Raw genomic sequence first — 24930 nt, forward strand, 5'->3', positions numbered from 1 at the left:
CCACGCGCCACGGACTCGCCACCATGAAGCCATCGTCTCTCGCGCCCGTGCTGGCCCTCTCCACGCTCGCTGCCGGCTGCGGCTCGGAGCCTGAAGGCCCAGACCTCGTGTGGCCGATCGGGGGGACGGACGAGATCCAGCCGATGTCGTCGAGCTTCGGTCCCCGCCTGCAGACCTCGCGCGATGGCGTCTACGACTTCCACCGCGGCATCGATATCCCCACCGTCATGGGCACCCCGGTGTACGCGGTCGCCGACGGAAAGGTGATACGCGCAGGCCGCTACCAGGATTTCGAGGACGTCGTGGTGCAGATCGAGCACTGCGATCAGCCGGGCGCGTGCCTCTACAGCACCTATATCCACCTGGCGATGCCGCTCGTCGAGACCGGCGATCAGGTCGGGCGCGGTCAGCACATCGGCTATACCGGGCTCGCCGCCAGCAGCCTGTTCCCCCACCTGCACTTCGAGATCCGCGAGGGAGGGCACGAGAAGGTGTACTGCGTGCACCCGCTCCGCTTCCTCCCCACGCCGGACGGGCTGCCCCCGGCGCTCTCCGTGCGCCGCACCGACGAGGACTCCACGTCGAGCGTGTCGGTCGAGGTCGAGGCCACCCTGCCAGGCATCTCCCCGGGCCTCGTCGAGCTCGCGGTCGCGACGTCCAGCCGGTCGACCGGGGAGGTCATCGAGGAGCGCGTGTTCAACTACGAGGAGTGGAACCGCAAATATACAGGGGAGGGAGACGCCGCGACCATCGACGAACAGAGCCTCGGAGGCATCCGGATCGAGCCGGCGAAGTTCAACGCGCAGTCCGCGGCGTACGTGATCGCGTTCCGCTTCAGCGACCTCGGCGGGACGGCGTCGGCCGACGACCTCCAGATCACGGCGCGGGCGCGCGACGTCGACGGCCATGTCGTCGAGGCGCGCGCGCGCTGAGGCGACGCGGCGCGCGGCTCAGGCCTCGCCGACCAGCGCCGCCATGTCCGCGGGCAGCGACGACGTCACCACGAACGCAGGCACCGCGTCGCTGCCGCCCCACCCGATGTAGTGCGCGTGCAGCGCGTGGCGGCTCAGCCCCTCCACCGCGGGCCCGCCGTAGAGCACGTCGCCGGCCAGCGGGTGCCCCACCGACGCGAAGTGCGCCCGAATCTGGTGCCGCAGCGCCCGCGGCGCCCGCGCCTCGACGAGCTCCCAGAGCCCCACCTGCCGCACGCGCTTGTACATCGTCGCGGCCGGCCTCGGGGCGTATCGCGCCACGTCGCGCGGGTGGATGCACGGGTAGACCCGCTTCTTGTCCTTCGGGTGCGGCGCGAGCGGCACCTCGATCGAGCCCATCTCGGGAAGATCGCCGATCTGGCAGATCAGCAGGTAGCGCTTGTCGAGCCGCCCCTCCTTCAGCCCTGCGCCGAGCGCCGCGAACGCCGCGGCCGTGCGCGCCGCGAGCACGAGGCCGCTCGTGTCCGTGTCCAGCCGGTGGCAGAGCCCGGGCTCCCGCGGAGAGAAGCCGATGCTCGCCATCTCGGGGTACCGCGCCACGAGCGCGTTGGCGACCGTGCCGCGCTCGCCCGGATGGAGCGGCGCCGTCGGCACCCCGGCGGGTTTGTTCACCACCACCAGGTCGTCGCGCTCGAGCACCACGTCGAGCGGCGCGGAAGGATCCGGCGTCGCCGCGCCGGAGGCCTCCGTGGGCTCCACGTCGACCTCCAGCACCTCGCCGGCCGCCGCCACGTCGCCCTTCGACGCGCGCCGGCCGGCGCCGCTCTTCCCCACGCCGAGGACGCGCACGCGCCCCTCGGAGAACAGCCGCTTCGCGCCCGCACGCCCCAGCCCGGGGAGAAGCTGCACGAGCAGCTTGTCGAGGCGCGTCCCTGCATCCAGCTCGGTGATCGTGATCTTCATAGCTCCTACGGAATCGCCCCCTGCCACCCGAGGCCGAGCGCGGGCGCTCGCCGGCTCCCGACCACGCTCTCTCCTATCACTCCCAACATGGGCAGGCCGAACCGGTTCCACGAGGGGCCCGCGCTGCGGGCTCCAACGCCGGCAGGGCGGGTCACGCGCCACGCTACGCCCGCCCCGAGCAGAAAGCCCGCGGCCGTGGCGCCGACCCAGGCCCGCTGCTGCGCCTCGGTCGGGGACTCGAACACGAGCGGGCTGGCGAGCGCGGCGGCGCCCAGCCCGCCGAGCATCGCGCCCACGTCGATCGCCAGGATCTCCGACGGCGTGACGTCGAGCTGCGTGGCCGCCGCGGCCGCCGCCAGCCAGCCGAGCGCCGCGCCGTAGCCCATGCCAGCGATCGGCGTGCGCTGCACGTCGCCCCGCCCCGCCCACTCGACGAGCCCGCCCAGCATGAGCCCCAGCCCGCCGCCCGACTGCGCCATCAGCGCGCCGCCCTCGGACATCCGGCCCAGCGAGAGCCCGAGCGCCGCCAGCGTGATCCCGGCGGTCCCGCCGATCAGCCCGGACGCCCAGCGCTCCTGGGCCGGATCCGCCGCGTGCTGCGCGAAGCGGCCCTGGTAGATCAGGTGCCCCGCGATCGTCGGCCACCACGTGCCGGACCCGAGGTACCACGCGTCGGCCACGCCGACGTCCCACTCCTCCGCGATGATGATCGCGCCGCCGAGCCCGATGCCGGCGCCGACCGCCAGGAGCGGATAGAGCAGGCGCGGATCGTCCGAGCCGCTCGATCGCTGGATCGAGAAGCCCACGAGGCCTCCGTAGAGCGTCGCGTTGGCCGCGAGCGTCGCCTTCCCCATGCTGCGCGCCGGCGTGGCGAGGCGCCCGCGGCACCGCTCGGGGCACGGCGCCTCGCGGGCCGACGCAGGGGCCGCGGCGGCGCCGGCGTCGAGCTCGGCCAGGAGATCGCGGAGCATCACCGCGGCGCGCGCCGCGAGGTCGTCCCGCGCGACGCGCTCGACCCGCACCCTCAGCGACGTCGATCCGCCGGACGCAACGGCGAGCCTGAGCTCCACCTCGTCGCCGCGCAGCTCGAGGCTCGGCGCGATGAAGAGCTCGTCGCCGGAGCGCGCGCGCTCGATGAGCTCGGCCTCGTCGGGGCGCGATCGCGAGGCGACGCGGCCCGCCAGATCCACCGAGAGGCCGAGGTCCTGCGCCGTGTCCGACAGGAGCGCGTCGAGCGCGCTGGCGAGCGGCGCGGCGCGCTCCTCGGCCCCGGGCGCGACCGCGGTCGCGAGCACCACGGCCGATCGCGACGGCCGATCGGGTCGCGGCGGCTGCGCCGGTCGCTCGTCTCCCCCGGAGCGCGCGGGCAACGCCGCGCCTTCGGGCTGAGCCGACGCTGGCAGCGCCGCGGCGAGCGCCGCGGCGAGCGCCAGGGCGCCCGCGCCACCGCGGAGGTGCCAGGGGTCGATCATGGGGTTGCTGCTTCGGCCAACGGCGACGCTCGCCGCGATGGCCACGCCGCTCGGGGCGTCGATCAGAACATGAACGTGCCGCTCGCGAAGAGGTCGAACGTGTTGCTGTCGTTGACGTAGAAGCGGCGGCCGACCGCGTTGATGGTCGGGCGGTAGTTGGGGTTCGGGCTGCCGGTGACGGTGAGGCGCCCGTCCGCGTCCTGGCGGCGGCAAGGCCCTGCCGCCCCGAGGCTGTCCTTGAACTGGGAGTTGCACGGCTGGTCGCCGCCGATGCCGTGCCCCCCGTCGTGGCGGAAGCCCGCGCCGATCTGGAACTTCACGAGCTCGGCCGCCCGCCACGTCACGCTCGCCGAGGCGCGGTACGAGCCGTACGGCTGGACGTCGCTGAGCCCCGTGAAGTACGTCCGCTGCGAGCCCTCGTCGACGATCGACGGCGAGCAGGCCCTCGCATCGCCCGTCCTGCACAGGTCCGGGTCGTACGCGTCGTTGTCGCGGAACGCCGCCCACTGCGGCTGGCGCAGCGAGCTCGCGTCGCTCGAGCCCAGCGCGTCGAACAGCTCCGAGTAGTCGCGCCCCTCGGAGTGGTACTCGCCGGTGAAGCGCAGATCGAGCGTGAGCCCGGTGTACTTCTCGCGGTTCTCCCAGGGGACGATCAGCACGCCGAGCATCACGCTGCCGACGAGCGGCGGGTGGTTCACCAGCGACGTCTTCAGGTCGGTGAGGCCGTAGTCGCTCGACTCCTGCTGGAACTCGAACAGCGCCTTGAACCCGCCGTACGGCTCGACGTACTTGATCCGCTTCGACAGGTACGTGTGGACCTCGAGGCCGATGGTGCCGCGCGACACGCCGGGGTCGCGCTGGGCGACCCTCTGCCCCTCGAACTCGCTGTCGCTGCTGTTGTTCCGGTTGACGTCCGTCGGATCGGCGCACTTCACCTGGCCGCTCTTCGGCGACTCGGTGCAGGCGTGCATCGGCTCGCTCACGGGGAAGCGCCCCTCGACCCCGAACAGCCAGGTCGGCTTCGTCCGGTCGCGCGCCTGGTTCATGATGTTCACGTCGAGGCCGACGGCGAGGTACTCGATGCCGCTCCGGTTCGGCGACGTGAAGGGCATCTGGAACAGCTGCTCCCCGGGGGCCCCCGCGAGCGCGACGGCCTGCGCCTCGGCCCCGGCGCTGCCGTTGAGATCGGTGAGCTCGCGCGCGTGGTTCAGGATGAGCGGCATCCTGAGGTAGAGCGCCAGGTCCCGGTAGAGGCCGACGTCGAGGCGCAGGTTGAGCTTCGAGGTCGCCTCGTTGTAGGTCGCCACGTTGAGCAGGTTCGACGTGTAGCCGCCCGACGACAGCCCCGGCCCGGCGATGCTCGTCTCGCGCCGGATCTTCGCGCTCTTCGTCGCGTACTCGAAGCCGAAGCTGAAGTTCAGATCAAAGGTGTCGCCGTCGTCGAAGGCGTCGACGACGCTCGTGATCTCGCCGGTCTCCATCATGAGCCGCGGCTCGGTGGCGCTCCGCGGCTCGTCGGCGGCCGCGGGGGACGCCGCGAGGAGAGCCGCCGCTAGGGCCGCGAGCGACGCGAACGCCGAGCCCCCAGCCACGTTGATGGCGACGCGAGCGAGATGGCCTTCGCAGTACCTTCTGCCGTGCATGCTCATGGTTATCCGTCGGACGGACGCTACCGGCCGGGGTAGGAGGGTGTCAATCCGCGAATCGCTCGCCCGGCTCGCGCGGTCTCGCCCCGCCGCTCCCGCCGCGGCAATCCGCTCCGTTCCGCTCCGTTCCGCTCCGCTCGGCCACGGCCGCGGGGGCGCCGTTCAGCGCGCCGAGGAGCGCTCCTCGGGGGCGAACGGGCTCTTCCCCTCCTCGCTGTCGGGGAAGATCTCGCTCGTGATGTCCTCCGCGGCGAGCTCCTCGCGGGCGGTGCTCAGGTCGCGCGACGTCTGATCGAGCCGGTCGGCGAGCACCCCCAGGAACTGCCAGAGCAGCTTCACGGCGAGCTCGTGCTCCTTGCGGAGGATCTCGAAGAAATCGGCGCGCCGGACGGCGATGAGCTCGCTCTGCTCCACGGCCGAGACGGTGGCCGAGCGCGGCATGCTGCGGATGAGGGCCATCTCGCCGAAGTGCTCGCCCGGGCCGACCTCGCTCAGCACCGATTCGCCGCGGATGATCCGGACGAGGCCCGAGAGCACGATGAAGAGCTCGTCGCCGCGATCGCCCTCGCGCACCACGATCTGGCCGGGCTCGAACGAGAGCACCTCGGCGACCTGCATGACCCGGAGCATCTCGCGCTCCTGCAGGCGCGCGAAGAGCGGCATCTTCGCGAGCACGTCGCGCTTCAGCGCGAGCAGCCGGGCGCGGACGCTGTCGCGGTGGTCGCCCTGGCCGAGCCGGACGAGGATCGCGGTGATGTTGTCCTTGCCGCCCTTCCTGTTCGCGAGATCGATGAGGCCGTTCGCGGCGATCTCGCCGTTCTCCTCCTCGAAGAACGGCTCGAGCTCCGCGGTGTGCGCGATGTACCCGTGGAGCCCGTCCGACGCGAGGAGGAACTGGTCGCCCGGGAGCACCTCGATCGTGAGCGTGTCGACCTCGACGCGCTCGTACACGCCGACGGCGCGCGTGATCGCGTTCTTCTGCGCGACCTTCTCGATCTGATCGCGCGTGAGCTTGCCGCGCTTGATGAGCTCGTTGTAGACGGTGTGGTCCTCGGTGACCTGCTGGATGCGCCCCTCGCGGAGGAGGTAGATGCGGCTGTCGCCGACGTGCGCGATGTAGCCATGCGAGCCGGCGATGAGGAGCGCGGAGAGCGTCGTGCCCATGCCGCGCTTCGTCGTGTCGGCCTTCGCTTCCTCGTGGATCCGGGCGCACGCGCGCTGGACGGCGTGCTCGAGCAGGCTGAGGACCTCCTTCATCGCGGCGCGCCGCACGTTGCTGCGCGCCTGGTTCTCGATGAGGTCCCGCTCCTTCTTCAGCTCCTCGTGGATGATGCGGACGGCGAGCGCGCTCGCGACCTCGCCTGCGGCGTGTCCGCCCATCCCGTCGGCGACCACGAAGAGCGCGAGCTTCTTGTCGACGAGGTAGTTGTCCTCGTTGTGGTCCCGCATGCGGCCGACGTCGGTGGCCGCATAAAACCTGATGTTTTCGGACAGGCCCATCGGTTCGGGCAGGCTAACCGAGGGCGCGGGAGGAAATCACTACCGATTGCGCCCACCGCGAACTAGACGGTGGAGGACGTCGACGGAAGACCTCCTCCCGTCCATCGCGCCCTCGCCGCGCCCGGGGCGTGCCCGCTGGCGGACGGCGCGTGCGGCGCGGCGCGGCGCGGCGCGAGCAGGAGCGGCGTCGGGAGGCGCTCGGGGGGCGGGTGGGGAATCGACCGCGTGGCCGCGGTTGCGAGCGGCGGTACATTCGGAGCGCGTAGAATGGGGGGTTGTATGCGGCTCGTCCTCTTCGATAACACCGACGTCGGGTGGGGTAGCGCGCGGCGGGCAAACGGCGCGAGGCGGCGCGATGGCGCGGCGGCGCGCGCGCACCCAGCTGCGGCGGACTCCGCCGGTTCCGCCGAGACCGGGGACCTCGAGGTCCTGGGTGAGGCCGTGGGCGCGACGATCGGGCTCACGCCGATCTGGCGCGCCGGCGCGCTGCTGCACCGCATGACGGGCGCGGCCGACGCGTGGCAGTCCGCCGCGAGCTGGGCCGAGGCGCTCGGCTGGGCGGCGCGCGCCGCGCGGGAGCGCGGCCGGAAGATCGCGTCGCTGCAGGCCTGGGGGCACGGCGGCTGGGGGTACATGCGCATGGGCGCGACGCGGCTCGACGAGGCCGCGCTCCGGCCCGGCTCGCCGCTCGACGAGGCGCTCGACGCCCTGAGGGCCGAGCTCGCGGGGCCGGACGCCCTCGTGTGGCTCCGCTGCTGCAGCGCCTTCGGCCACACCGGCCGGTCCTTCGCGCAGGCGCTCGCGAGGCGGCTCGGCTGCCGCGTCGCGGGGCATACGTACATCATCGCGTTCTACCAGAGCGGGACGCACTCCCTGCGCCCGGGCGAGACGCCGTCGTGGGATCCACACGAGGGCGTGCGCTTCGACGGCGGGGTGCCGACCGGCGCCAAGTGGTCGTCGCGCGGGGCGCCGAACACCGTCTCGTGCCTGGCGGGCGATCTCCCGCAGGGCTACTGACGCCGAAGGCGCGGGTGAGGCCCCGCCGCGGGTGAGGCCCCGCCGCGGGTGAGGCCCCGCCCGCTCGGGCGCTCGACCCGCGCCGCCGCGCCGGCGTACGCTGCCGCCATGACGTCGTCCGGAGCGCAGCGAGCGCGCGCGCTCGATCTGCTGGGCCGCGGAGACATGGCGGGCGGGATCGCCGGGCTCGAGGGGCACGTCGCGGGCGCGCCGGACGACGCGGGGGCGTGGCTCGCGCTCGGGGCCGCGTACGCGGCGGAGGAGCGCTGGGCGGACGCGGCGAGGGCGCTCGCGCGCGGGGTGGAACCCGGCGGAGGGGAAGAGCAGATCGAGGCGCGCCTCGCCTACGCCCGCGCCCTGGTCCGCCTCGGCCGGCTCGACGAGGCGGCCGCGGAGCTCCGGCGGGGCGCGGCGATCGAGCCGCCCGATCCGCGGGCGCTGCGCGAGCTCGGGGTCGTGCTCTACGATCTGCGCCTCTACGACGAGGCGGCGCGCTGGCTCGCGCGCGCGTGCGAGGCGGCGCCGGAGGACGCGCGGGCGGCCTTCGCGCTCGGACTCGCGCACGAGGCGCGGCGGGAGGTCGCGCCGGCCATCGCGGCCTACCGCGAGGCGGTGAGGCGCGCGCCCTCGTTCGCCGACGCCCGGCTCACGCTCGCGGACGCGCTCGCGTCGATCGGGGAGCACGAGCGAGCGCTGGGCGAGCTCGAGGCGCTGCTCGCGCGCGAGCGGAGCCACGAGCAGGCGGCGAGGAACCGCGAGGTGCTGCAGCGCGCGCTCGCCGAGATGCGCGCGCGCCGGCTGCTCGGCAAGACGGAGCGGGAGCTCGCGCGGTCGGCGCTCGTCATGGAGGCGCAGCTCAGGCGCCGCGAGGCGCGCGCGGCGCCCGCGACGGCGGAGGGCGCCGCAGCGCGGCAGATCGTCCGCTACACGGCGCCGCTCCTCGAGCTCCACGTGACCCTCGACGCCCCGAACAATGGCCCCGGGAGCGGCGCGATCGAGGCGCTGCACCTCGCGCTGACCGATCCGGACCGCGCCGCGCGCGCAGAGGACGACGTCTTCAAGGTCACGGTGATCGGCGAGGACGGCCGGCAGGCGCCGGTCAGCTACGCGACGGGCGCGTCGCTCACGCTCGTGCGCGAGGCGATCGGCTGCCCGATGACGCAGGCGAGCGCGCTCTATACCTCGCTGCTGAAGGGGAGCCCGTCGGTCGACTGGGGCGGCGCGACGCTGCGGTTCGCGAGCGTGCCAGGCACCGGCGGGGCGCCCGGCGGAGAGCGGCACGGCCTCCTGGTCGGCCAGCGCGCCTAGCCTCGGCTCGGCGGGGTGGCGCCGCGCGGCGCGTCGCCGGGCGCGATCATCCCGAGATCGAGCAGCGAGGAGTAGTGCCCGTCCGGCGCGAGGATGACGTGGTCGACGAGCGGCACGCCGATCACCTCGCCGGCGGCGGCGACCGCGTTGGTCATGGCCACGTCCTCGGGCGACGGCGCCGAGTCGCCGCTCGGGTGGTTGTGCACGAGCACGAGCGCCGAGGCCGCGTCCGAGAGCGCGGCGCGCAGGATGTCCCTGGCCGTGACGGAGCACCCGTGGAGCCCGCCCTGCGCGACCCTGCGCGCTCCCCTCATCCCGTTGCGGCCGTCGAGCGAGATCACCCACATCTGCTCGTGATCGAGCGGGCCGAGCTGCGCCGCGCACCACGCCGCGATCGAGGCCGAGGTGCGCACCGGAGGCCGCGGGCGCACCGCGCGCTCGAAGGCGCGCCGCCCGAGCTCGAGCGACGCGGCGATCCGGAGCGCCTTCGCGAGCCCGAGGCCGGGGTGCTCGGCGAGCGCGTGCGGGCCGAGCCGCGCGAGCCCCTCCAGCCCGGCGAAGCGCGAGAGGAGCGCGGCGGAGACGAGCGTCACGGGGGTGCCGACCAGCCCTGTGCCGAGCACGATCGCGAGCAGGTCGGCGTCGCCCAGCGACCAGATCCCCTCCTCGAGCGCTCGCTCTCGCGGGCCGACAAAGGCGGCCAGCGCAGAGGGGTCGTCGGTGCACGTCTCGGGGAGGTGATCGGACAGCAGGGCGGCGCGCTTCCACGGGCTCATGCGCGAGCGACAAGCACGCGGCGGGCCCGACTGCCGGCCCGGGGCGCCGCGGGGGCGCGCGCGCCGGCGGGGCGGCGGAACGGCGGCGGAGGGTGGCGGCCGCCAGGGCTGCGCGCCATCGCCCGGAGCGGGAACGGAGACGCGCGCGCGTCACTCGACGCGGACGATCGTCTCCGCGGGGAGGCTCTCGGCGAACGCGTCGCGCGCCGCGCGCACCCTCGCCTCGACGAGGCCGTCGAACGTGAGCTTCGTGCGGTACTCGACGCCGGACCACCTCGGATAAGAGCCGATGTCGACGTCGCGGTGGGCCTCGACCACGCGGTCGAGCATGGGCTTGAGCTGCCCCTCGTCGAGGGTCGTGAACACCGCGAGCGAGACGAACGGCGCCCCGCCGGAGAGCTCCGCCTGGATGAGCGCCTGCTTCGCCCGGAAGATCTGCGGCACGCCGGGCAGCATCCACACGTTGCGCATCACCACGCCGGGCCACGCGGCGCTGCCGCCGGTCACGAGCCGCGCGCCCTCCGGGATGCGGGCCATGAGCAGGTGCCCCTCGGTGAGCCGATCGCCGTAGTAATCGCGCAGGAGGCTCTCGATGTTGGGCGCGCTGACCACCGGCACGCCGAACGCGCGCGCGACGCCCGCGATCGTCAGGTCGTCGTGCGTCGGGCCCACGCCGCCGCTCGTGAAGACCCAGTCGTGCGACGCCGCGAGCGCCCGCACCTCGGCGGCGATCACCTCGATCTCGTCGAGCACCATGACCGCCCGCTCCAGCCTGACGCCGAGCGCGCGCAGGGTGCCCGCCAGCACGAACAGGTTCTCGTCAGCGATCTTCCCGCTGAGCAGCTCGTTGCCGATGATCAGCGCCGCTGCGGTCCTCATGTCACCCTTCTTCCGCTCAGCTCTCGAACTCGCGCGTCACCGGGCGCCCGTCGGCGTCCATCCCGAGCAGCTCCTCGACGCGCTTCTCCGCGCGATCGAGGCGCTCCTGCGCCGACCGCGAGAGGCGGATGCCCTCCTCGAAGAGCGAGAGCGCGCGCTCGAGCGGCAGATCGCCGCCCTCGAGCTCCGCGACGATCTTCGCGAGGCGGCGCGTCGACTCCTCGAACGACATCGCGCCGGCGCCCGCGTCGCCGCTCCGCGGAGCGCGGTCGGCCTCGGCCTTCGCCGACGCCCCGGCGGCGCCGGGCTCCGCGCTCGATTCGACGCGTGATTCGGCGCGTGATTCCACGCCCGCGCCCTCGTCCGTCGCGTTGCTCATCGTCGTCATGAGCCAGCGTCCCCCGGGGGTGCGGCCGGCGCAAGCAGGACGGCGCTCGCGCCGGGCGGCACCGCCGGCACGAGGAGCACGCCGTCGGGATCGGCCACGACGGGGACCGCCAGCCCATCCGGCCGGACGAGCCGCGCCGGACGCGAGGAAGCGCTCCCGGACGCGCTCCGGTCGTTCGGGACGATGGCCACCCACACGACGCCCGTCGCCAGCGCGGAGCGCGGCCGATCGAGCGCCCGTGCGTCGGCGCCGGAGAGAGCGGCCCGCGCGAGCGCGCGCACCCCTTCGTCAGGATCGAGGTCCCGCGCCGCGACGAGGACGCGCCTGCGCTGCACCTCGGTGCGCCGGGACAGGCCGCGGACGATCGCGCGGCGCACCGCGGGGTCGTCCTCGAAGCGGTACGCGCGGGCGAGAAGGGAGACGCTGTCGGGCATCGGGTCGCTCCCGAGGCCGAGCGCGACGTGCGCCCGCACGACGGGATCGCTCCCCTCGAGCAGCCGCTCGATCCTGCCGCGGACCACCTCGTCGTCGCGGGCCGCGAGCGCGCGGGCGGCGAGCGGCGACAGCGGTCCGCCCGCCTCCGCGAGGGCGGCGAGCCGCGAGGTCGCGATCGCCCCGCCCCCGGGCTCCGCGAGCAGCGCGACGCCGGCGGAGATCGCCGCCGCGTCTGGCGCCGGGTCGCCGCTCTTCGCGGCGCTCGCGGCGCCGGGCGGCGATCCGGCGCCCGACGCGGCGAGCGCCGCGAAGAGCGGCGCGAGGGCGGCGAGGGCGCGCTCGCCCCGAGCGAGCGCGCCGCGCGCCGCCGCGTGGACCGCCGCGCGATCGCAGGAGGACGGGGAGCAGGCGCCGACGACATCGACCGCGTCGCGGAGGCCGAGCGCCACGGCGCCGAACACCCCGACGGCGCGATCGCTCGACCCGCTCGGCGCGGCGAGCGCGGCGCGCAGCCGCTTCTCGAGCGCCTCGGGCGCGTCGCGCAGCACGAGCCCGCGGACCACCCCGGCGCGCAGGCCGAGCCTGCGGAGGTCCGCGTCCTTCGCGGCGCGCGGGCCGTCGAAGAGCTCCGCGACCGCGGCCCGCGCCTCGGCCCCCGGCATCGTCGCCAGCGCGAACGCGGCCGCCGTCGCCAGCTCGGGGCGCTCGTTCAGGACCCGGCGCAGCTGCCGCGCCGCCTCCGCGCCGCCCGCGCGGCCGATCGCCGCGACCGCGCGGGGCCGCGCGTCGTCCGGGAGCAGCGGGAGAGCGCGCGCGAGCGCCGGCGCGAGCCGCTCCGCCGGCCCGAGCTCGGCCAGCCTGAGCCCCTCCATCCGCCCGAGCTCGGATCCGAGCAGCGCGGCCACGGCGCCGGCCGCCTCCGGCGCGCCGAGGTACACGAGGATCTCCGCCGTCGGCTCGAAGAGCCCCGGCTCTGGCTTGCGGAGCCACGCGCGGGCCTTCGCCAGCGCCGCCTCGTCGCCGAGGCGCGCGAGGGCGCGCGCCGCGGCCACCTGCGCCGCCCTGTCGCCGCCCTCGAGCATCGGCCGGAGCGCCGCGATCGCCCGGAGATCGCCGAGATCGCCGAGGAAGCTCGCGAGCGCCGGCTCGAGCCGCTTGCGGCTGCCGAGCAGGAGCTGGAGCGACGCGGGCGGGTGCGCCTTGATCGCGCGCGCGGCGGCCTCGCCCGCGGCCCCGCCCTGCACGATCGCGTTGACGAGCACGCCGAGCGCGCGCCGCTCGCCCGTGCGCGCGAGCGCGAGGGCGGCGGTGCCGCGCAGCACCTCGCCGAGCGGCGAGGCGGCGCCGCGCGCGGGCGCGCTCTCCGAGAGCTCGCGCGCGAGGAGCTGGCGCACGCTGTCGCGCTGCGCGTGCGGCGCCAGCGCCCGCACCGCCGCGAGGCGCGTCCTGGGATCGCGCGCCCCCGGGGCGCCGTGCTGCTCGAGCGCGGCGAGCAGCGCGCTCACCGCCTCCTCGGTGCCGATCGCCCCGAGGCGCTCGATGCCGCGGAGCCGCGCCGCCGGGTCGCTCGACGAGAGCAGCCGCTCGCCGACGGCCACGCCGAGGCTGCCGCGCAGCGGCGTCGCGCCGGCCTCGGCCCCCGCGGAGGCCTTGCCGCCTTCCTCCGCGGCCTGCGGCGCCCGGGCGGTCCGCGCGACCGGCTGAGGCGCTGCCGGGCCCGCCATCGCGGTGGCCGCGAGCGCCGCGGCGAGGCCCAGGGCGCGGGGGGTTCCAGGGAGGAATCGCATTCGCTGCGCCGCACTATCCCGCGATCGACGGCCCGCTGTCACGCCCCAGGCCGAGCCGTGTCAGCGCCGCGTGACAGCCTGGAATTTGATGGAAGCACGCGCTAGGTCGACCTACCGTGCAGCCGCGAAATGCGGCTGTGAGAGAGGTGACGCTTGATCGACCTGGTACGGACACTGGAAAAGGCCATCACGGTCTCCGCCGACAAGGCGTGGCCGGTCTTGCAGCGACTGAGCCGCCTCGGCGGCGAGCCCAGGCCGTTTCACCCGAAGTGGAGCGACAAGCCGATCCCGAGGGGCGGCGAGCGCACGAAGCCCCCGCTCGGCTGGCCTCGCGAGACGGACAGCCTGTGCCCGCGCTGCGTCAAGGAGGCGCGCGACGAGATCCTGAGTGGCAGAGCGGACTGGACCAAGCTCATCACGGACAAGCCCGGGGAGATCCGCGCCAGCATCGTCGCGCGCGATGGGCGCGTGGTCATGGAGAAGACGTGCCCGAAGCATGGCTTCTTCTCGGACACGATCTCGATCGACCCGGCGTTCCTGGCGCGGATCGAGCGCCTCTTCGGCGGCCGCGACGTCGAGATGACGAAGGACAGGATCCACAACCACGGATCCAGCACCATCCGTTACGGTCGCGGCGCGGTGCTCACGGTCGACCTGACGAACCGCTGCAACATGATGTGCGACCCGTGCTTCATGGATGCCAATCAGGTCGGCTACGTGCATGAGCTCTCCTGGGAGGAGATCACGCGGATCCTGGACGACGCGGCGGCGGTGCGCCCGCGCCGCCAGATGTCGATCCAGTTCTCCGGCGGCGAGCCGACGCTGAGCCCGCACTTCCTCGACGCGATCCGGTACGCGCGCGAGAAGGGCTACTTCGCGGTGCAGTGCGCGACGAACGGGATCCGCTTCGCGGACGAGCCGGGCTTCGCCAGGAAGGCCAAGGAAGCGGGCCTCCGGATGGCGTACCTGCAGTTCGACGGGGTCACGAACGCCGCGAACGGCCACCGGAAGATCGGGAACCTCTACGACGTGAAGCTGCGGGCGATCGAGGAGCTCTCGGCCGCCGGGATCGACGTCATCCTGGTCGTGACGATCGTCAACGGGGTCAACAACGATCAGGTGGGGCCCATCATCGACTTTGCGGTCCAGAACGCCGACAAGATCACCGTCGTCAGCTTCCAGCCGGTCAGCTTCACCGGCCGCGACGAGGACATCTCCGACGAGCTGCGCGAGAAGCAGCGCTATACGCTGAGCCACCTCGCGCACGACATCGCCCGGCAGACCGGCGTGACCGACCCGCTGCGCGACTGGTTCCCCCTGTCGGCGCTCAGCCCCTTCGGCAACGTGACCGACCTCCTCGACGGCCCCGACAAGGACTGGGGGCAAATCAACTGCGGCTGCCACCCGAACTGCGGGATCGGGACCGCGCTGTTCGTCCACAAGAAGACGAAGCAGATGGTCCCGCTGCTCGACTTCATCGATGTCGAAGGGCTGCTCTCCGACCTGCGCGCGATCTTCGACGCGGGGCAGAGCCGCGCCCTCACGAAGGCGCAGGTCGTCGCAGCGCTGCTGCGCCATTACCAGCCGGACAAGGCGCCGCCCGGCTTCCACCTGGCGACGCTCGTGAAGCAGTTCTTGAGCCAGACGGGCGCCGCGCACGCCGGCGAGGGCGACGCCCGCGAGTACGAGTGGCGTGTCCTTTTCGTCGCGGGCATGTGGTTCCAGGACCTGTTCAATTACGACTTCCGCCGCACCGAGATGTGCATCATTCCGTACGGAACGCAGCTCGGCGAGATCAGCTTCTGTGCGTACAACACCGGGGCTGGATGGCGGAATATCCTCGAGAAGATGAAGGCCAACGCCACGGTGGCCGAGTGGTACAAGAAGCACGGTAGGCACCCTGTCTATGCGAAGAATCAGGATCTTCCTTTACCGACCTACGACAACCCCCTGACGATCATCGAGCACGACCTTGCGTTGCGCGAGCGCGAGCAGGGCGGCGCGCGCTCACGGCGGACGGCCAGGCGGCTGCCGATCGTGAGCTGATCGCGCCCCCACGCCGCGCGCCGCCAGGGCAGCGCAGCGCAGCGCTGCCCCGGATCGCCGAGAGACAGGTCACGTGAGCCGCTGGACTCGGCGATCGGTCGCAGGGCACCTCACATCGACACAGAATCCGGTTCTCCTCGCGGCCGTGTGGGAGGAGGCTCGCGTGAGCGGCGCGGGAGTCGTGGAGAACGCACCACGCATGGTGTAGTCTGGTCACGTGACCTTGCACGCGGGCCGCTATGAGAGCTTGCGCGCCATCGCGTCAGGCGGCATGGCGACGGTGTATCTCGGGCGGGCCCTGGGCGCCGGCGGGTTCGAGCGCCTCGTCGCCCTGAAGATGATGCACCCGCACATCGCCGCGGAGCCCGAGTTCGTGGCGATGTTCCTCGACGAGGCGCGCCTCGCGGCGCGGGTCCGCCACCCCAATGTCGTCGCGACGTTCGATCTCGTCGAGGACCCGCTGTTCCTCGTCATGGAGTACATCGAGGGGCCGTCGCTGCACAGCTTGCTCCGCACGTGCGCGCGGGCGAAGCGGCCCGTCCCGCTCGGGATCGCGCTCCGCATCTTCCTCGACGTGCTCGCGGGTCTCCACGCCGCGCACGAGCTCACGGGGGGCGAGGGCGAGCCGCTCAACCTCGTGCACCGCGACGTCTCGCCGCAGAACGTGCTCGTCGGCGTCGACGGCATCGCGCGCATCACCGACTTCGGCGTGGCCCGCGCCGAGACGAGGCTCATGTCGACGCGGGGCAACGCGCTCAAGGGCAAGCTCGCCTACATGGCGCCCGAGCAGATCCGGGCCGCGAACGTCGACCGTCGCAGCGACGTGTACTCCGCCGGCGTGGTGCTCTGGGAGATGCTCACGGAGGAGCGCCTGTTCAAGGCCGACAACGACGGCGCGCTGCTCGCGCAGATCCTCCAGGGCGCGCCCACGGGTCCGCGCGGGGTGGTCCCGTCGGTGCCGGCCGCGCTCGACCAGATCTGCCTGCGCGCGCTGCGCACCGACCCCGACGATCGCTTCCCGACCGCCGCGGCGTTCGCCGAGGCGCTGGAAGACGCAGCCACGCAGACGCCGGGCCTCGCTGTGTCGTCGCCCCGGGCGGTGGAGGCGCTCATCAAGGAGGTCGGTTTGCGCGGGCCGCCGGAGAGCCTCACCGCGCCGGTCAGCGCGCGGGGCGGCCCCGCGTCGGCGCCCCGGTCGGGGCGATCGCCGCTGAGCCAGCGCTCTCCGTTGAGCGATTCTCTGCCCCTGAGCCCGCGCTCTCCGTTGAGCGATCGTCTGCCCCTGAGCCAGCGCGCTCCCCTGACCCAGCGGAGCGTCGAGGCGGCGCAGGACAGCTCGGGCGCCGAGGGCAGCGCGCCGGGGCTGGGCGCCGTCGTCTCCGAGGCCGTCTCCCGCGGCCGGCACCACATCGTGCGCCGCCGCGTGCTCGCCAGCGCCTGCGCGGTCGCGCTCGCGGTCGGGGCGGGCGCCTTTCTCGCCGCCGGCCAGCAAGAGCCAGCCGCTCCCTTCACGGCGGAGAGCGGCTCTGCCTCCCGGATCTCGTCCTTCTTCCCCGCCGCCGCGGCGGCCAGCGGGCCGGTCCAGGTGGCCGCGCCCGGGCATCCCGGCGAGCTGGCCGGGTCCGCGGTCCCCGGCGGCTCCGCTCAGGGCGCTGTTCCCGACAGCTCCGCTCAGGGCGTGATTCCCGGCGGAGCCGCCGCCCCTGACCGGTCCACCCAGGGCTCCGCGCCCGGTGGGCCCGCGCAGGTCCCTGCCCCCACCGCCCACCGTGCGACGAGCCCCGCCCCGCGGCCGAGCTCCAGAGCGACCCCGCCCGCGGCCGTCAAGCCGAGGACGAGCCGGCCCGACACGCGCACGACCAGCGGATCCACGGCCCCGACGGCGAAGCCGGTCACCCGCTCATCGACCGTTCGGAGCGCGGCGCCGAAGACCGCGCCAAAGGCGCCAGAGCCGAAGCGGAGCGCTCCGCGGACGACCTCCCGGACGCCCTTCAAGCCATCCGGCCTGTGACGCACGCAGGGCTGTGACGCACGACGTCACCGCGGAGATAGCCCAAGACGGTACGTGCGCATGGATCCAGCGCGCCCCCCCGGGCGAGCCATGATCCTTTTCGCCGCCTCGTCCAACACTCCGACCATGGAGACACGTCCAACACCCCGACGACCGCGAGCACCCGCGACCTCGGCGCCGATAACGCGACGTCGGGTCGCGCTATCGCACATTGAACGCACGGCGTCGCCTACATGCTCACGGAAGACAGCAGAACGTCAGTGGCCGCCTCACGAGCGCGATAGGGGAGGTAGGCTATTCTTGTCGTGGGGCGGTATGTGCTCGCCCAAGTGAAAGACGCGCCGCGCGTCGGACGTTACCCCGGGGGGAACCAGCTCATGCGCTCGCTTTTTGAGCAGGTCGTCGAGTGCTGTGGCCTCGCACCCGCGTTCGCCAGAAAGATCATCCAGGAGGCCTGCGAGCGGAGCGATGTGTCACCGCCCGAAGCGATGACGCCAGCCGATCTCATCCGCACGCTCCCTCACATCCGCCAGGCCCTCGGCGTCTTCCTCGATCCTGGGGAGGTGGCGCTGAAGACGGCCGCGATGCGAGCCCTCGTCAAGGGCTCCTGGCCGTCGATGGCCGCGGTCGTCCCCCCTGGTTCGAACCAGGAGAGCCGGACCCCTCAGGACGAGCCGAAGGCCAAATCGAGCTCGTAGAGCTCGTAGTGCGAACGCCGCATTCCGAGCGCGACATACGTCGACTGCGCTCGCGCGTTCGCGGTCTCCACGTACAGGCGGATACCGCATACGTCCCCCGCGTCCGCCGCCATCTCGTGGACTCGCCGATACAGCGCCCGGAAGACCCCGCTGCGCCGCTGCGCGGGGGTCACATAGACGGACTGGATCCACCAGAAAGTGCCGTTTCTCCAGTCACTCCATTCGTAGGTGACCATCAGCTGCCCGGCCATCTCGGACGCGTGCTCGGCCACCAGATAGAACCCTTTGGCGGCATCCGCGATCAGCGCGGCGGCGCCGCGGAGGGTGGTGGCGGCATCCAGCACCTTGCCCTCCGTCTCGAGCGCCATGGCCCGGTTGTTCGCCGCGATCAGCGCGGCGTCGGTGGGCGCCGCCCGGCGGATCACGAGCGCTGTCACGAGGCGACCTCCCGGCGGGCGTCGCAGGGACGTTCTCCGGCCGTACGGCCGGAGAGCGCGGAAGCGCGGCAACGGATCGACATGGCCGACCCCATACCGCGGGCAGCACGGCTGCTCAATGACCACACGCACCACGCACACGACGCGCGGCGCCTCGATCCAGCGACGAGCCAGCGACGAGCGCGCGGCCGGGCCGGTGACGACCGGCCGCGAAGCCATCGCCGCGGCGCGTTATGTTTCGAGGAGCGATCCTCGACGAGAGCGCCCGGCGCTCGGCGCGTGGTCCATGGCTCCGCCGCGCCGGCTGCCTCTTGCGGCGGTTGGCGGAGGTTGTGCTCCTCGCCCGATCGCGCATACCCTCCGGGCGCCGAAGCCTCCCGGAGGGTGACCCTTGACACTGCTCGTCAGCGACTCGATTGCCCAGCGCGTCCAGCGGCTGGAGATCCCTTTCAACAGCTTCGGGGTCGATCCTTACGGCATCTCCCAGAAGCACCTGGGTCTCTTCTTCTCCCTCCTGGACTTCTTCTATCATCATTACTTCTCGGTGGGCGTGACGGGCCTGGAGAACGTCCCCGCGCGCGGGCGGGCGATGCTCGTCGGCAATCACTGCGGGGGAGTCGCCATCGACGGGGCGATGGTGGTCGCGTCGATGTTCTTCGCGATGGATCCTCCGCGTCTGGCCGAGGGGATGGCGGAGAAGTTCATCAATCGCCTCCCCTTCACCTCGCTCTGGTCGAGCCGCACGGGGCAGTTCACCGGCCTCCCCGAGCACGCGAGCCGCCTCCTCGAGGACGAGCGGCTGCTCATGGTGTTCCCCGAGGGGGCGCGCGGCACCGCCAAGCTCTACAGCGAGCGCAACTCGCTCGTGCACTTCGGATCGGGGTTCGTCCGGCTCGCGATGAAGACGAGGACGCCCGTCATCCCCTTCGGCTTCGTCGGCGGCGGCGAGGCGGTGCCGACCATCGCCAACTCGTACACGATCGGCCGGCTGTTCGGCGTGCCGTACATCCCGATCACCCCGTACCTCATCCCGGCGCCGCTGCCGGTCCAGCTGGAGATCACGTACGGCGAGCCGATGACGTTCGCCGGGACCGGCGCCGAAGAAGACGAGGTGATCCTTGGCCACGTCGAGCAGGTGAAGGCGAGGATCGCAGAGCTCATCGAGGCCGGGCGAAAGCGGCGCCGCGGGAAGCTTTCGGTGGACTTTCGCGGCGCCACGTCGCCCAGGCCCGCCTCATCGAAGGAGCACGCATGAGGGTCCTCATCCCAGGGATCACCGGCCAGCTGGGCCGCATGGTCGCGACGCGCCTCCTCGAGGAGGGGCACGAGGTGATCGGCATCGACCGGCGGCCGTGGCCGACCGCCCCGGTCGGCATCGAGATGCACAACGTGGATCTGCAGAAGCGCGCCGCGGAGGACGTGTTCCGCAAGACCCGGCCCCAGGCCGTCATCCACATGGCGACCGTGACGCACCTCGTGGAGCAGACGGAGGAGCGGTATCGGATCAACCTCGGCGGCACGCGCGTCGTCTTCGACAACAGCCGCGCCTGCGGGGTCGAACACGTGATCTTCGTCGGCCGACACACCTACTACGGCGCCGGCCCCGAGTCGCCGCTCTACCACACGGAGGAGGATCCTCCGATGGCGGTGTCCACCTTCCCCGAGCTCGCCGACCTCGTCGCGGCCGATCTCTACGCCTGCACGGCGCTCTGGCGCGCTCCCGAGCTCTGCACGACCGTTCTCCGCATGTGCTACACGCTCGGCCCGACAGGCCACGGCACGCTGGCGAGCTTCCTCCGCGGCCCCCGCGTCCCGTACGTGCTCGGGTTCGACCCGCTGTTCCAGTTCATGCACGAGCAGGACGTCGTGACCGCCATCTGCCTCGCCCTCGAGAAGCGCATCCGCGGCGTCTACAACGTCTCTGGCCCGCAGCCTGTGCCCCTGTCGCTCATCATCCGGGCGGCGGGCCGGGTGGCGGTGCCCCTCCCCGAGTTCGTGCTGCGCAACGCGTTCGGCCGCTTCGGCCTGCCGAAGCTTCCTCGCGCGGCGCTGACCCACATCAAGTACCCCGTCGTCGTGGACGGGGCCGCGTTCCGCGCCGCGACCGGGTTCAAGCACGCCATCGACGAAGCCCAGGCCATCCGCGAGTACCGCGACGCCCACCCGGTCCCAGCGAGCCGCCCCTGAGCCCGGGATAAGGTATCATGAGATAAGGAGGTCCGATGTTGTCCGAGAAGGTCAAGCAGTTCGCGCCGGCCAGGCTCACCGCGGACATCGACGATCTGCCCGAGCCGGAGAGGAGAGCGCTCGGCAAGCTCATCGAGGCTTCGCGGCAGCTCGATCCCGTGTTCGATCGGCAGGCCTACGCCGGGAACCCGGAGCTCCGCGAGAAGCTCGTCGCGGACGGCACCCCGGAGGGGCGGGACAGGCTCGCCTACTTCGACATCATGCGCGGCCCTTGGGACAGGCAGGATCACCACCGCCCCTTCGCCATCGACAGGCCCCATCCTCCTGGCGCTGGCTTCTACCCGGAGGATCTCTCGGCCGACGAGCTCAACGCGTGGGTCGAGCAGCACCCGGGCGACAAGGAGGCCTTCAACAACCTGTTCACGCTCATCCGCCGGGACCAGGGCCGGCTCGTCGCCGTGCCGTACAGCCAGGCCTACGCGGCGTGGCTCGGCCCCGCCGGCGCGCTCCTCGAGGAGGCCGCGGCGCTCACCGCGAGCGAGAGCCTAAGGCGGTTCCTGAGGTCGCGGGCCGCTGCGTTCCGCTCCGACGACTACTATGCATCCGACAAGGACTGGATGGACCTCGACAGCCGCGTCGAGGTGACCATCGGCCCTTACGAGACCTACGAGGACGAGCTCCTCGGCCTCAAGGCCTCGTTCGAGTCGTTCGTCACGGTGAGCGACCCCGACGCTTCCCGGAAGCTCTCGAAGTACAAGGAGCTCCTCCCGGAGATGGAGCGCAACCTGCCTGTCCCCGAGGACGTGAAGACCGCGCGCGGCGGGGAGAGCCCCATCCAGGTCGTCGACCTCGTGTTCAGCGCCGGCGACGCCCGCAAATCGGTCCAGACGATCGCGTTCAACCTGCCGAACGACGAGCGCGTGCGCGCCGAGAAGGGGGCCAAGAAGGTCCTGCTCCGCAACGTCATCGAGACGAAGTTCGAGCTGATCATGCGCCCTATCGCCGAGCGCATCCTCGACCCGGCGCAGCTCGATCACCTGTCCTCCGACGCGTTCTTCAACGAGACGCTCTTCCACGAGCTCTCGCACAGCCTCGGCCCTGCGTTCACGACCGTGAGCGGGGAGCGGGTCGAGGTGCGGATCGCGCTCGGCCCGACGTACTCCGCCCTCGAGGAGGCCAAGGCCGATGTGATGGGCGCTTACAACGTCCTCTTCATGATCCAGCGAGGCCACTTCGCGGCCGATTTCAGGGAAAAGCTCCTCATCTCCTATTTCGCAGGGCTCTTCAGGAGCACCCGATTCGGCGTGGCCGAGGCGCACGGCAAGGGGGCCGCGCTCCAGATCAACCGGTTCCTCGAGGAGCGCGCCGCCCGCTTCGACCCGGCGACACGGCGCTTCACCGTCGACGCCGAGGAGCTCGAGGCCGCCATCACCCGCCTCGTCCGCGATCTCTGCATGGTGCAGCACCGCGGCGACAGGCAGGCCGCCGGCGAGCTCCTCGCCAGATACGGAGAGGTCTCGGAGCCGATGCAGCACGCGCTCGGCGGCCTCGAGGGGATCCCGATCGACATCCGGCCGATCTACCCGCTCGCCGGCGAGTGAGCCGCCGGCGAGCGGCGCTCACGGCCCGATCTGCACGAGGAACGCGTCGCCGGCGCCCTGGCTCACGGCCGTGGCTGCGCCGCGATCGAGGACGCCGTCGAAGCGGCCGGTCACCCAGCCATCGCCGAGCAGATCGACGGCGACGGCGGCGCCGCGCTGCTCGCCCGAGTCGCCGAACGAGCGCAACCAGATCGGGTTGCTGGCAGGGTCGAGCTTCGCCACGAACACGTCTGCGGCGCCCGTGGCCGAGTGCGCCTCCGTTCCGACGTCCAGGTTCCCCAGGAAGGAGCCGGTGAGGAGGATGTTGCCCGCGAGATCGACCGCGACGGAGGCGCCCTCCTGGTCGGCGTCGTCGCCGAAGTCCTCGCACCACTGCAGGACGCCGTTGTCGTCCAGACGGATGAGGAAGACGTCCTTGTCTCCATTGCTCGTGAGCAGCGACTCGCCGAGGTAGATCGCTCCCCGGAACGAGCCGGTCACGAGGATGTTGCCCGCTCCATCGACGGCCACGCCGAGCGCCTCGGCCGCGTTGGTCGCGTCGGCCGCCTTGCTCCAGACGTGATCGCCCGAGGGGTCGAGCTTCGCGACGAACAGGTTGGTCTTGGCGTCGGTGGTGAGCGGCCTCTCGCCCCCGAAATCGACCTCCCCGCTGAACCAGCCGACGACGACGATGTCGCCGTCGCCGTCGACGGCGACGCCGGTACCGGCCTGATCTCCCTGGCCGCCGAACCGCTTGGCCCAGTCGACGTGGCCGGCGGCGTCGAGCTTGACCAGGAACGCATCGCTCCTGCCGTGGCTCTCCAGGGTGAACCGCTCGCCCCGGCGGCCCTCGCCGAAGTCGAGCGTGCCCGAGAACTCGCCGGTGATGAAGGCGTTCCCCGCCTGGTCCACGGCGATCGCCGCCGCGTGTTGCGTGGCGTCGTCGCCGAACCGCCGGCTGAACTGGTGCGCCCCGGTCGCGTCGAACCGCGCCACGACGACGTCGGCGCGGCGGCCGGCGCCCTCGAGCACGCCGCCGCCGAAATCGATGTCGCCGGCCGCGCTGCCCGCGAGCACCACGTCGCCCCCCGGCGCGAGCGCGACCGCCCGGGCGACGCTGTCCGCGAAGCGGCGGCCGAACCGGAACCGACCCTCGCGCGTGGAGGCGTCGCGGGAGAACGAGACGAGGAAAGCGTCCGGCTCGCCGAGCGCGCCCAGCTCGTCCGACGGACCCGCGCCGAGATCGGTGCTGCCCGACGCCGAGCCGACCACCACGACGGCGTCGGCGGAGGCGGCGATGCCCAGGCCCTGCTGAGCGCCGGCCCCGCCGAGCGCGACGCTGTGCACGGGGTCGCCCGTGCACGCTCGCCCGTCGCAGTTCTCGTCCTCGGGCGTGGCGCAGCTCTCGAACGCGGGCAGCACCTGGCCGACGCAGGCGCCGACGTCCGTCCCGTCGTCATTGCACGCGGCGACGCCGGCGACGCAGAGGCCGACGCCCTGCGTGCCCTGCGGCCCCGCGTAGCAGGCCGCCTCGGTGAGGGGAACGCAGATCTCCTGAACCTCGCAGCCACCGCCCGCCCCGTCGCCGCCGCCGCCGCCTCCCCCCGCGCCCACCGGCACGGGATCCGCCGCGACGTCGGGGAACGGCGCGATGAAGGCGCACGCGCCGAGGCCGGCGCAGGCGAGGGCGAGCACGGCGACGACGCCCGCTCCGGGGCGAGGTGCGCCGCTCACAGCACTCCCCGCACGGCGACCCCGGCGCCGTCCGCGCCGACCCATGGCGAGAGCGCCGTCGGGCGGGGGGCGCGCGGCGCCGCGGGCGCAAGCCGCCGCCCGGCGGCGTCCGGAGGAGCCGCGGGCGAGGAGGACGAGGGCCAGAAGAGGTAGGCGGCGAAGCCGCCCGCGATGACGGCGGCCCCGGTGAGCACCGTGCTCGTGACGGCGAGCGCTTGCCCGCGATCGTGCAGCGCCTGCCGCTCGCCCAGCGAGCCCGGGGCAGGGTTCTCGTTCTTCTTCAGGAAGCTGTGCCGCACGTCGTACGCCATGGCGCCCGTGACCACGGCGCCGGCGGCGAGCGCGGCCGCCGTCCCCACGACGACCACCGGCGAGATGCGCGGGCCGGGCGCGGGCGCGCTGGGCAGCGCCTGGCGCGCGGGCGCGCTCGACCGCAGGACCGCGAGCGAGCGCTTGCGGCCGAGCTCGGCCCGCAGCTCGACGACCGCGCCCGTCTCGGCCTGCACCGTCGCCTCGAACCGCGCCGCATAGTTCTCGGCCGCCACCACGACCCGCCGCGCCCCGGGGCTCACGAGGATGGCCGCGCCGACGAGCGCGGCGTGGATCGGCTCACCATCGATCTCGACGCGCACGCCGGTCGCGTCCTCGGGCAGCTGCAGGACGATCTGCGACGTCTTCACGCGAAGCTTCTCTAGTCGTGCCCGCGACTCCCTGGCGAGCGCGATCTCGTTCCGCGCGGTCGCGCCGGACGCAGCGAGCTCAAATGCGTTGAGCGCCTCGACGACGTGGCCGAGCGCCTCGTGACAGACGCCGAGGTGATACCAGAGAGGTGGGGACACGACGATCTTGCTGATGCGTTCGTACGTCTCCAGCGCCTCTGCCCACCGGCCGCCGTCCTCCGCGGCGAGGCCGAGCGCGAAGAGGTGCCGCGCGGACGCGAGCTCCGCGGCGCTCGGCTTGTGGGCCGCAGCGAGAGCCGCAGTGTCGCTCGCGACCGCGGCCGGCGGCGCGCGGCTGGCGCCCTCCGGGGAAGGCTCGGCGAACGCAGCCGGACCGACGCCGACCAGGGCGAAGAATACCACTCCGCCGATGGTGATCCGATGCTTCACCCACGCCTCCTTCCATCACCAAGCG

20 protein-coding genes are annotated in these 24930 nt (G+C 73.0%); 9 read left to right on the top strand and 11 right to left on the bottom strand.

What is annotated here, in order from left to right; all coding sequences use genetic code 11:
* Window positions 1-23: 23 nt before the first annotated feature.
* The gene (locus WME82_RS34440; RefSeq protein WP_438038764.1) at window positions 24-932 is read left to right on the top strand and encodes a M23 family metallopeptidase; all 909 of its coding nucleotides are present in this window, start codon (window positions 24-26) and stop codon (window positions 930-932) included.
* An 18-nt stretch (window positions 933-950) separates the two neighbouring features.
* Here the strand turns inward: WME82_RS34440 and WME82_RS34445 are convergent, their stop codons facing one another.
* The 4 genes from WME82_RS34445 to WME82_RS34460 all read right to left on the bottom strand — a co-directional run bounded on the left by WME82_RS34445 (window position 951) and on the right by WME82_RS34460 (window position 6513).
* A complete protein-coding gene (locus WME82_RS34445; RefSeq protein ID WP_438038765.1) occupies window positions 951-1895 on the bottom strand; it encodes an RluA family pseudouridine synthase in 945 nt (314 codons plus the stop codon).
* Between the two features lie 5 nt (window positions 1896-1900).
* Entirely contained in the window at window positions 1901-3367 is a 1467-nt protein-coding gene (locus WME82_RS34450; protein ID WP_438038766.1) for a hypothetical protein, read from the bottom strand.
* 62 nt (window positions 3368-3429) lie between these two features.
* On the bottom strand, window positions 3430-5010 hold the full coding sequence (locus WME82_RS34455) for a hypothetical protein (RefSeq protein WP_437851974.1): 1581 nt from the start codon (window positions 5008-5010) through the stop codon (window positions 3430-3432).
* 165 nt (window positions 5011-5175) lie between these two features.
* On the bottom strand, window positions 5176-6513 hold the full coding sequence (locus tag WME82_RS34460) for a Stp1/IreP family PP2C-type Ser/Thr phosphatase (RefSeq protein ID WP_012239102.1): 1338 nt from the start codon (window positions 6511-6513) through the stop codon (window positions 5176-5178).
* Window positions 6514-6792: 279 nt separating this feature from the next.
* On the opposite strand from WME82_RS34460, the gene WME82_RS34465 reads away from it, so the two are divergent.
* Both WME82_RS34465 and WME82_RS34470 read left to right on the top strand, forming a co-directional pair.
* Complete coding sequence (locus WME82_RS34465; protein ID WP_437851976.1) at window positions 6793-7530, top strand: hypothetical protein; 738 nt, start codon at window positions 6793-6795, stop codon at window positions 7528-7530.
* A gap of 108 nt (window positions 7531-7638) precedes the next feature.
* Window positions 7639-8838, top strand: coding sequence for a tetratricopeptide repeat protein (locus WME82_RS34470; protein ID WP_438038767.1), 1200 nt, complete (start codon window positions 7639-7641; stop codon window positions 8836-8838).
* On the opposite strand, the gene radC is transcribed toward WME82_RS34470, so the two are convergent.
* From radC to WME82_RS34490, 4 genes are all read right to left on the bottom strand, one after another.
* Window positions 8835-9614 carry a RadC family protein gene (gene radC / locus WME82_RS34475; protein WP_437851981.1) on the bottom strand — a complete coding sequence of 260 codons (780 nt, stop codon included), beginning with the start codon at window positions 9612-9614 and terminating at the stop codon, window positions 8835-8837. The genes WME82_RS34470 and radC overlap by 4 nt on opposite strands.
* 150 nt (window positions 9615-9764) lie before the next feature.
* Window positions 9765-10493 (bottom strand): competence/damage-inducible protein A, encoded by a 729-nt coding sequence (locus WME82_RS34480; RefSeq protein ID WP_437740741.1) that lies wholly within the window; start codon window positions 10491-10493, stop codon window positions 9765-9767.
* A gap of 16 nt (window positions 10494-10509) precedes the next feature.
* Window positions 10510-10881: an exodeoxyribonuclease VII small subunit gene (xseB, locus tag WME82_RS34485; RefSeq protein WP_438038768.1), complete on the bottom strand. Its 372-nt coding sequence runs from the start codon at window positions 10879-10881 to the stop codon at window positions 10510-10512.
* A complete protein-coding gene (locus tag WME82_RS34490) occupies window positions 10878-13103 on the bottom strand; it encodes a HEAT repeat domain-containing protein (RefSeq protein WP_438038769.1) in 2226 nt (741 codons plus the stop codon). The genes xseB and WME82_RS34490 overlap by 4 nt, the downstream gene beginning before the upstream one ends.
* A 153-nt stretch (window positions 13104-13256) precedes the next feature.
* Between WME82_RS34490 and WME82_RS34495 the strand changes: the two genes are divergently transcribed.
* The 3 genes from WME82_RS34495 (at window position 13257) to WME82_RS34505 (ending at window position 17858) form a co-directional block, all read left to right on the top strand.
* The gene (locus tag WME82_RS34495) at window positions 13257-15149 is read left to right on the top strand and encodes a radical SAM protein (protein ID WP_438038770.1); all 1893 of its coding nucleotides are present in this window, start codon (window positions 13257-13259) and stop codon (window positions 15147-15149) included.
* 217 nt (window positions 15150-15366) lie between these two features.
* Entirely contained in the window at window positions 15367-17160 is a 1794-nt protein-coding gene (locus WME82_RS34500) for a protein kinase domain-containing protein (protein WP_438038771.1), read from the top strand.
* A 377-nt stretch (window positions 17161-17537) separates the two neighbouring features.
* Entirely contained in the window at window positions 17538-17858 is a 321-nt protein-coding gene (locus tag WME82_RS34505; protein ID WP_437294315.1) for a hypothetical protein, read from the top strand.
* Here the strand turns inward: WME82_RS34505 and WME82_RS34510 are convergent.
* Window positions 17825-18295 carry a GNAT family N-acetyltransferase gene (locus tag WME82_RS34510; RefSeq protein ID WP_437555546.1) on the bottom strand — a complete coding sequence of 157 codons (471 nt, stop codon included), beginning with the start codon at window positions 18293-18295 and terminating at the stop codon, window positions 17825-17827. The two genes, WME82_RS34505 and WME82_RS34510, sit on opposite strands and share 34 nt — an antisense overlap.
* A 391-nt stretch (window positions 18296-18686) precedes the next feature.
* Between WME82_RS34510 and WME82_RS34515 the strand changes: the two genes are divergently transcribed.
* Genes WME82_RS34515 through WME82_RS34525 form a run of 3 tightly spaced genes read left to right on the top strand, consistent with a single transcriptional unit; the run spans window position 18687 to window position 22083 of the window.
* A complete protein-coding gene (locus tag WME82_RS34515; RefSeq protein WP_437912392.1) occupies window positions 18687-19550 on the top strand; it encodes a lysophospholipid acyltransferase family protein in 864 nt (287 codons plus the stop codon).
* Window positions 19547-20482 (top strand): SDR family oxidoreductase, encoded by a 936-nt coding sequence (locus WME82_RS34520; protein ID WP_438038772.1) that lies wholly within the window; start codon window positions 19547-19549, stop codon window positions 20480-20482. The genes WME82_RS34515 and WME82_RS34520 overlap by 4 nt, the downstream gene beginning before the upstream one ends.
* A gap of 35 nt (window positions 20483-20517) precedes the next feature.
* Window positions 20518-22083 (top strand): dipeptidyl-peptidase 3 family protein, encoded by a 1566-nt coding sequence (locus WME82_RS34525; RefSeq protein WP_438038773.1) that lies wholly within the window; start codon window positions 20518-20520, stop codon window positions 22081-22083.
* A gap of 18 nt (window positions 22084-22101) precedes the next feature.
* Here WME82_RS34525 and WME82_RS34530 read toward each other — a convergent pair whose 3' ends face one another.
* Together WME82_RS34530 and WME82_RS34535 are read right to left on the bottom strand one after the other, a co-directional pair.
* Window positions 22102-23796: a hypothetical protein gene (locus tag WME82_RS34530; RefSeq protein WP_438038774.1), complete on the bottom strand. Its 1695-nt coding sequence runs from the start codon at window positions 23794-23796 to the stop codon at window positions 22102-22104.
* Entirely contained in the window at window positions 23793-24905 is a 1113-nt protein-coding gene (locus tag WME82_RS34535) for a hypothetical protein (RefSeq protein ID WP_438038775.1), read from the bottom strand. The genes WME82_RS34530 and WME82_RS34535 overlap by 4 nt, the downstream gene beginning before the upstream one ends.
* Between the last annotated feature and the right edge of the window lie 25 nt (window positions 24906-24930).

Origin of the sequence: Sorangium sp. So ce128, from assembly GCF_051525245.1 — a bacterium.
Taxonomy (GTDB): Bacteria; Myxococcota_A; Polyangia; order Polyangiales; family Polyangiaceae; genus Sorangium; species Sorangium cellulosum_B.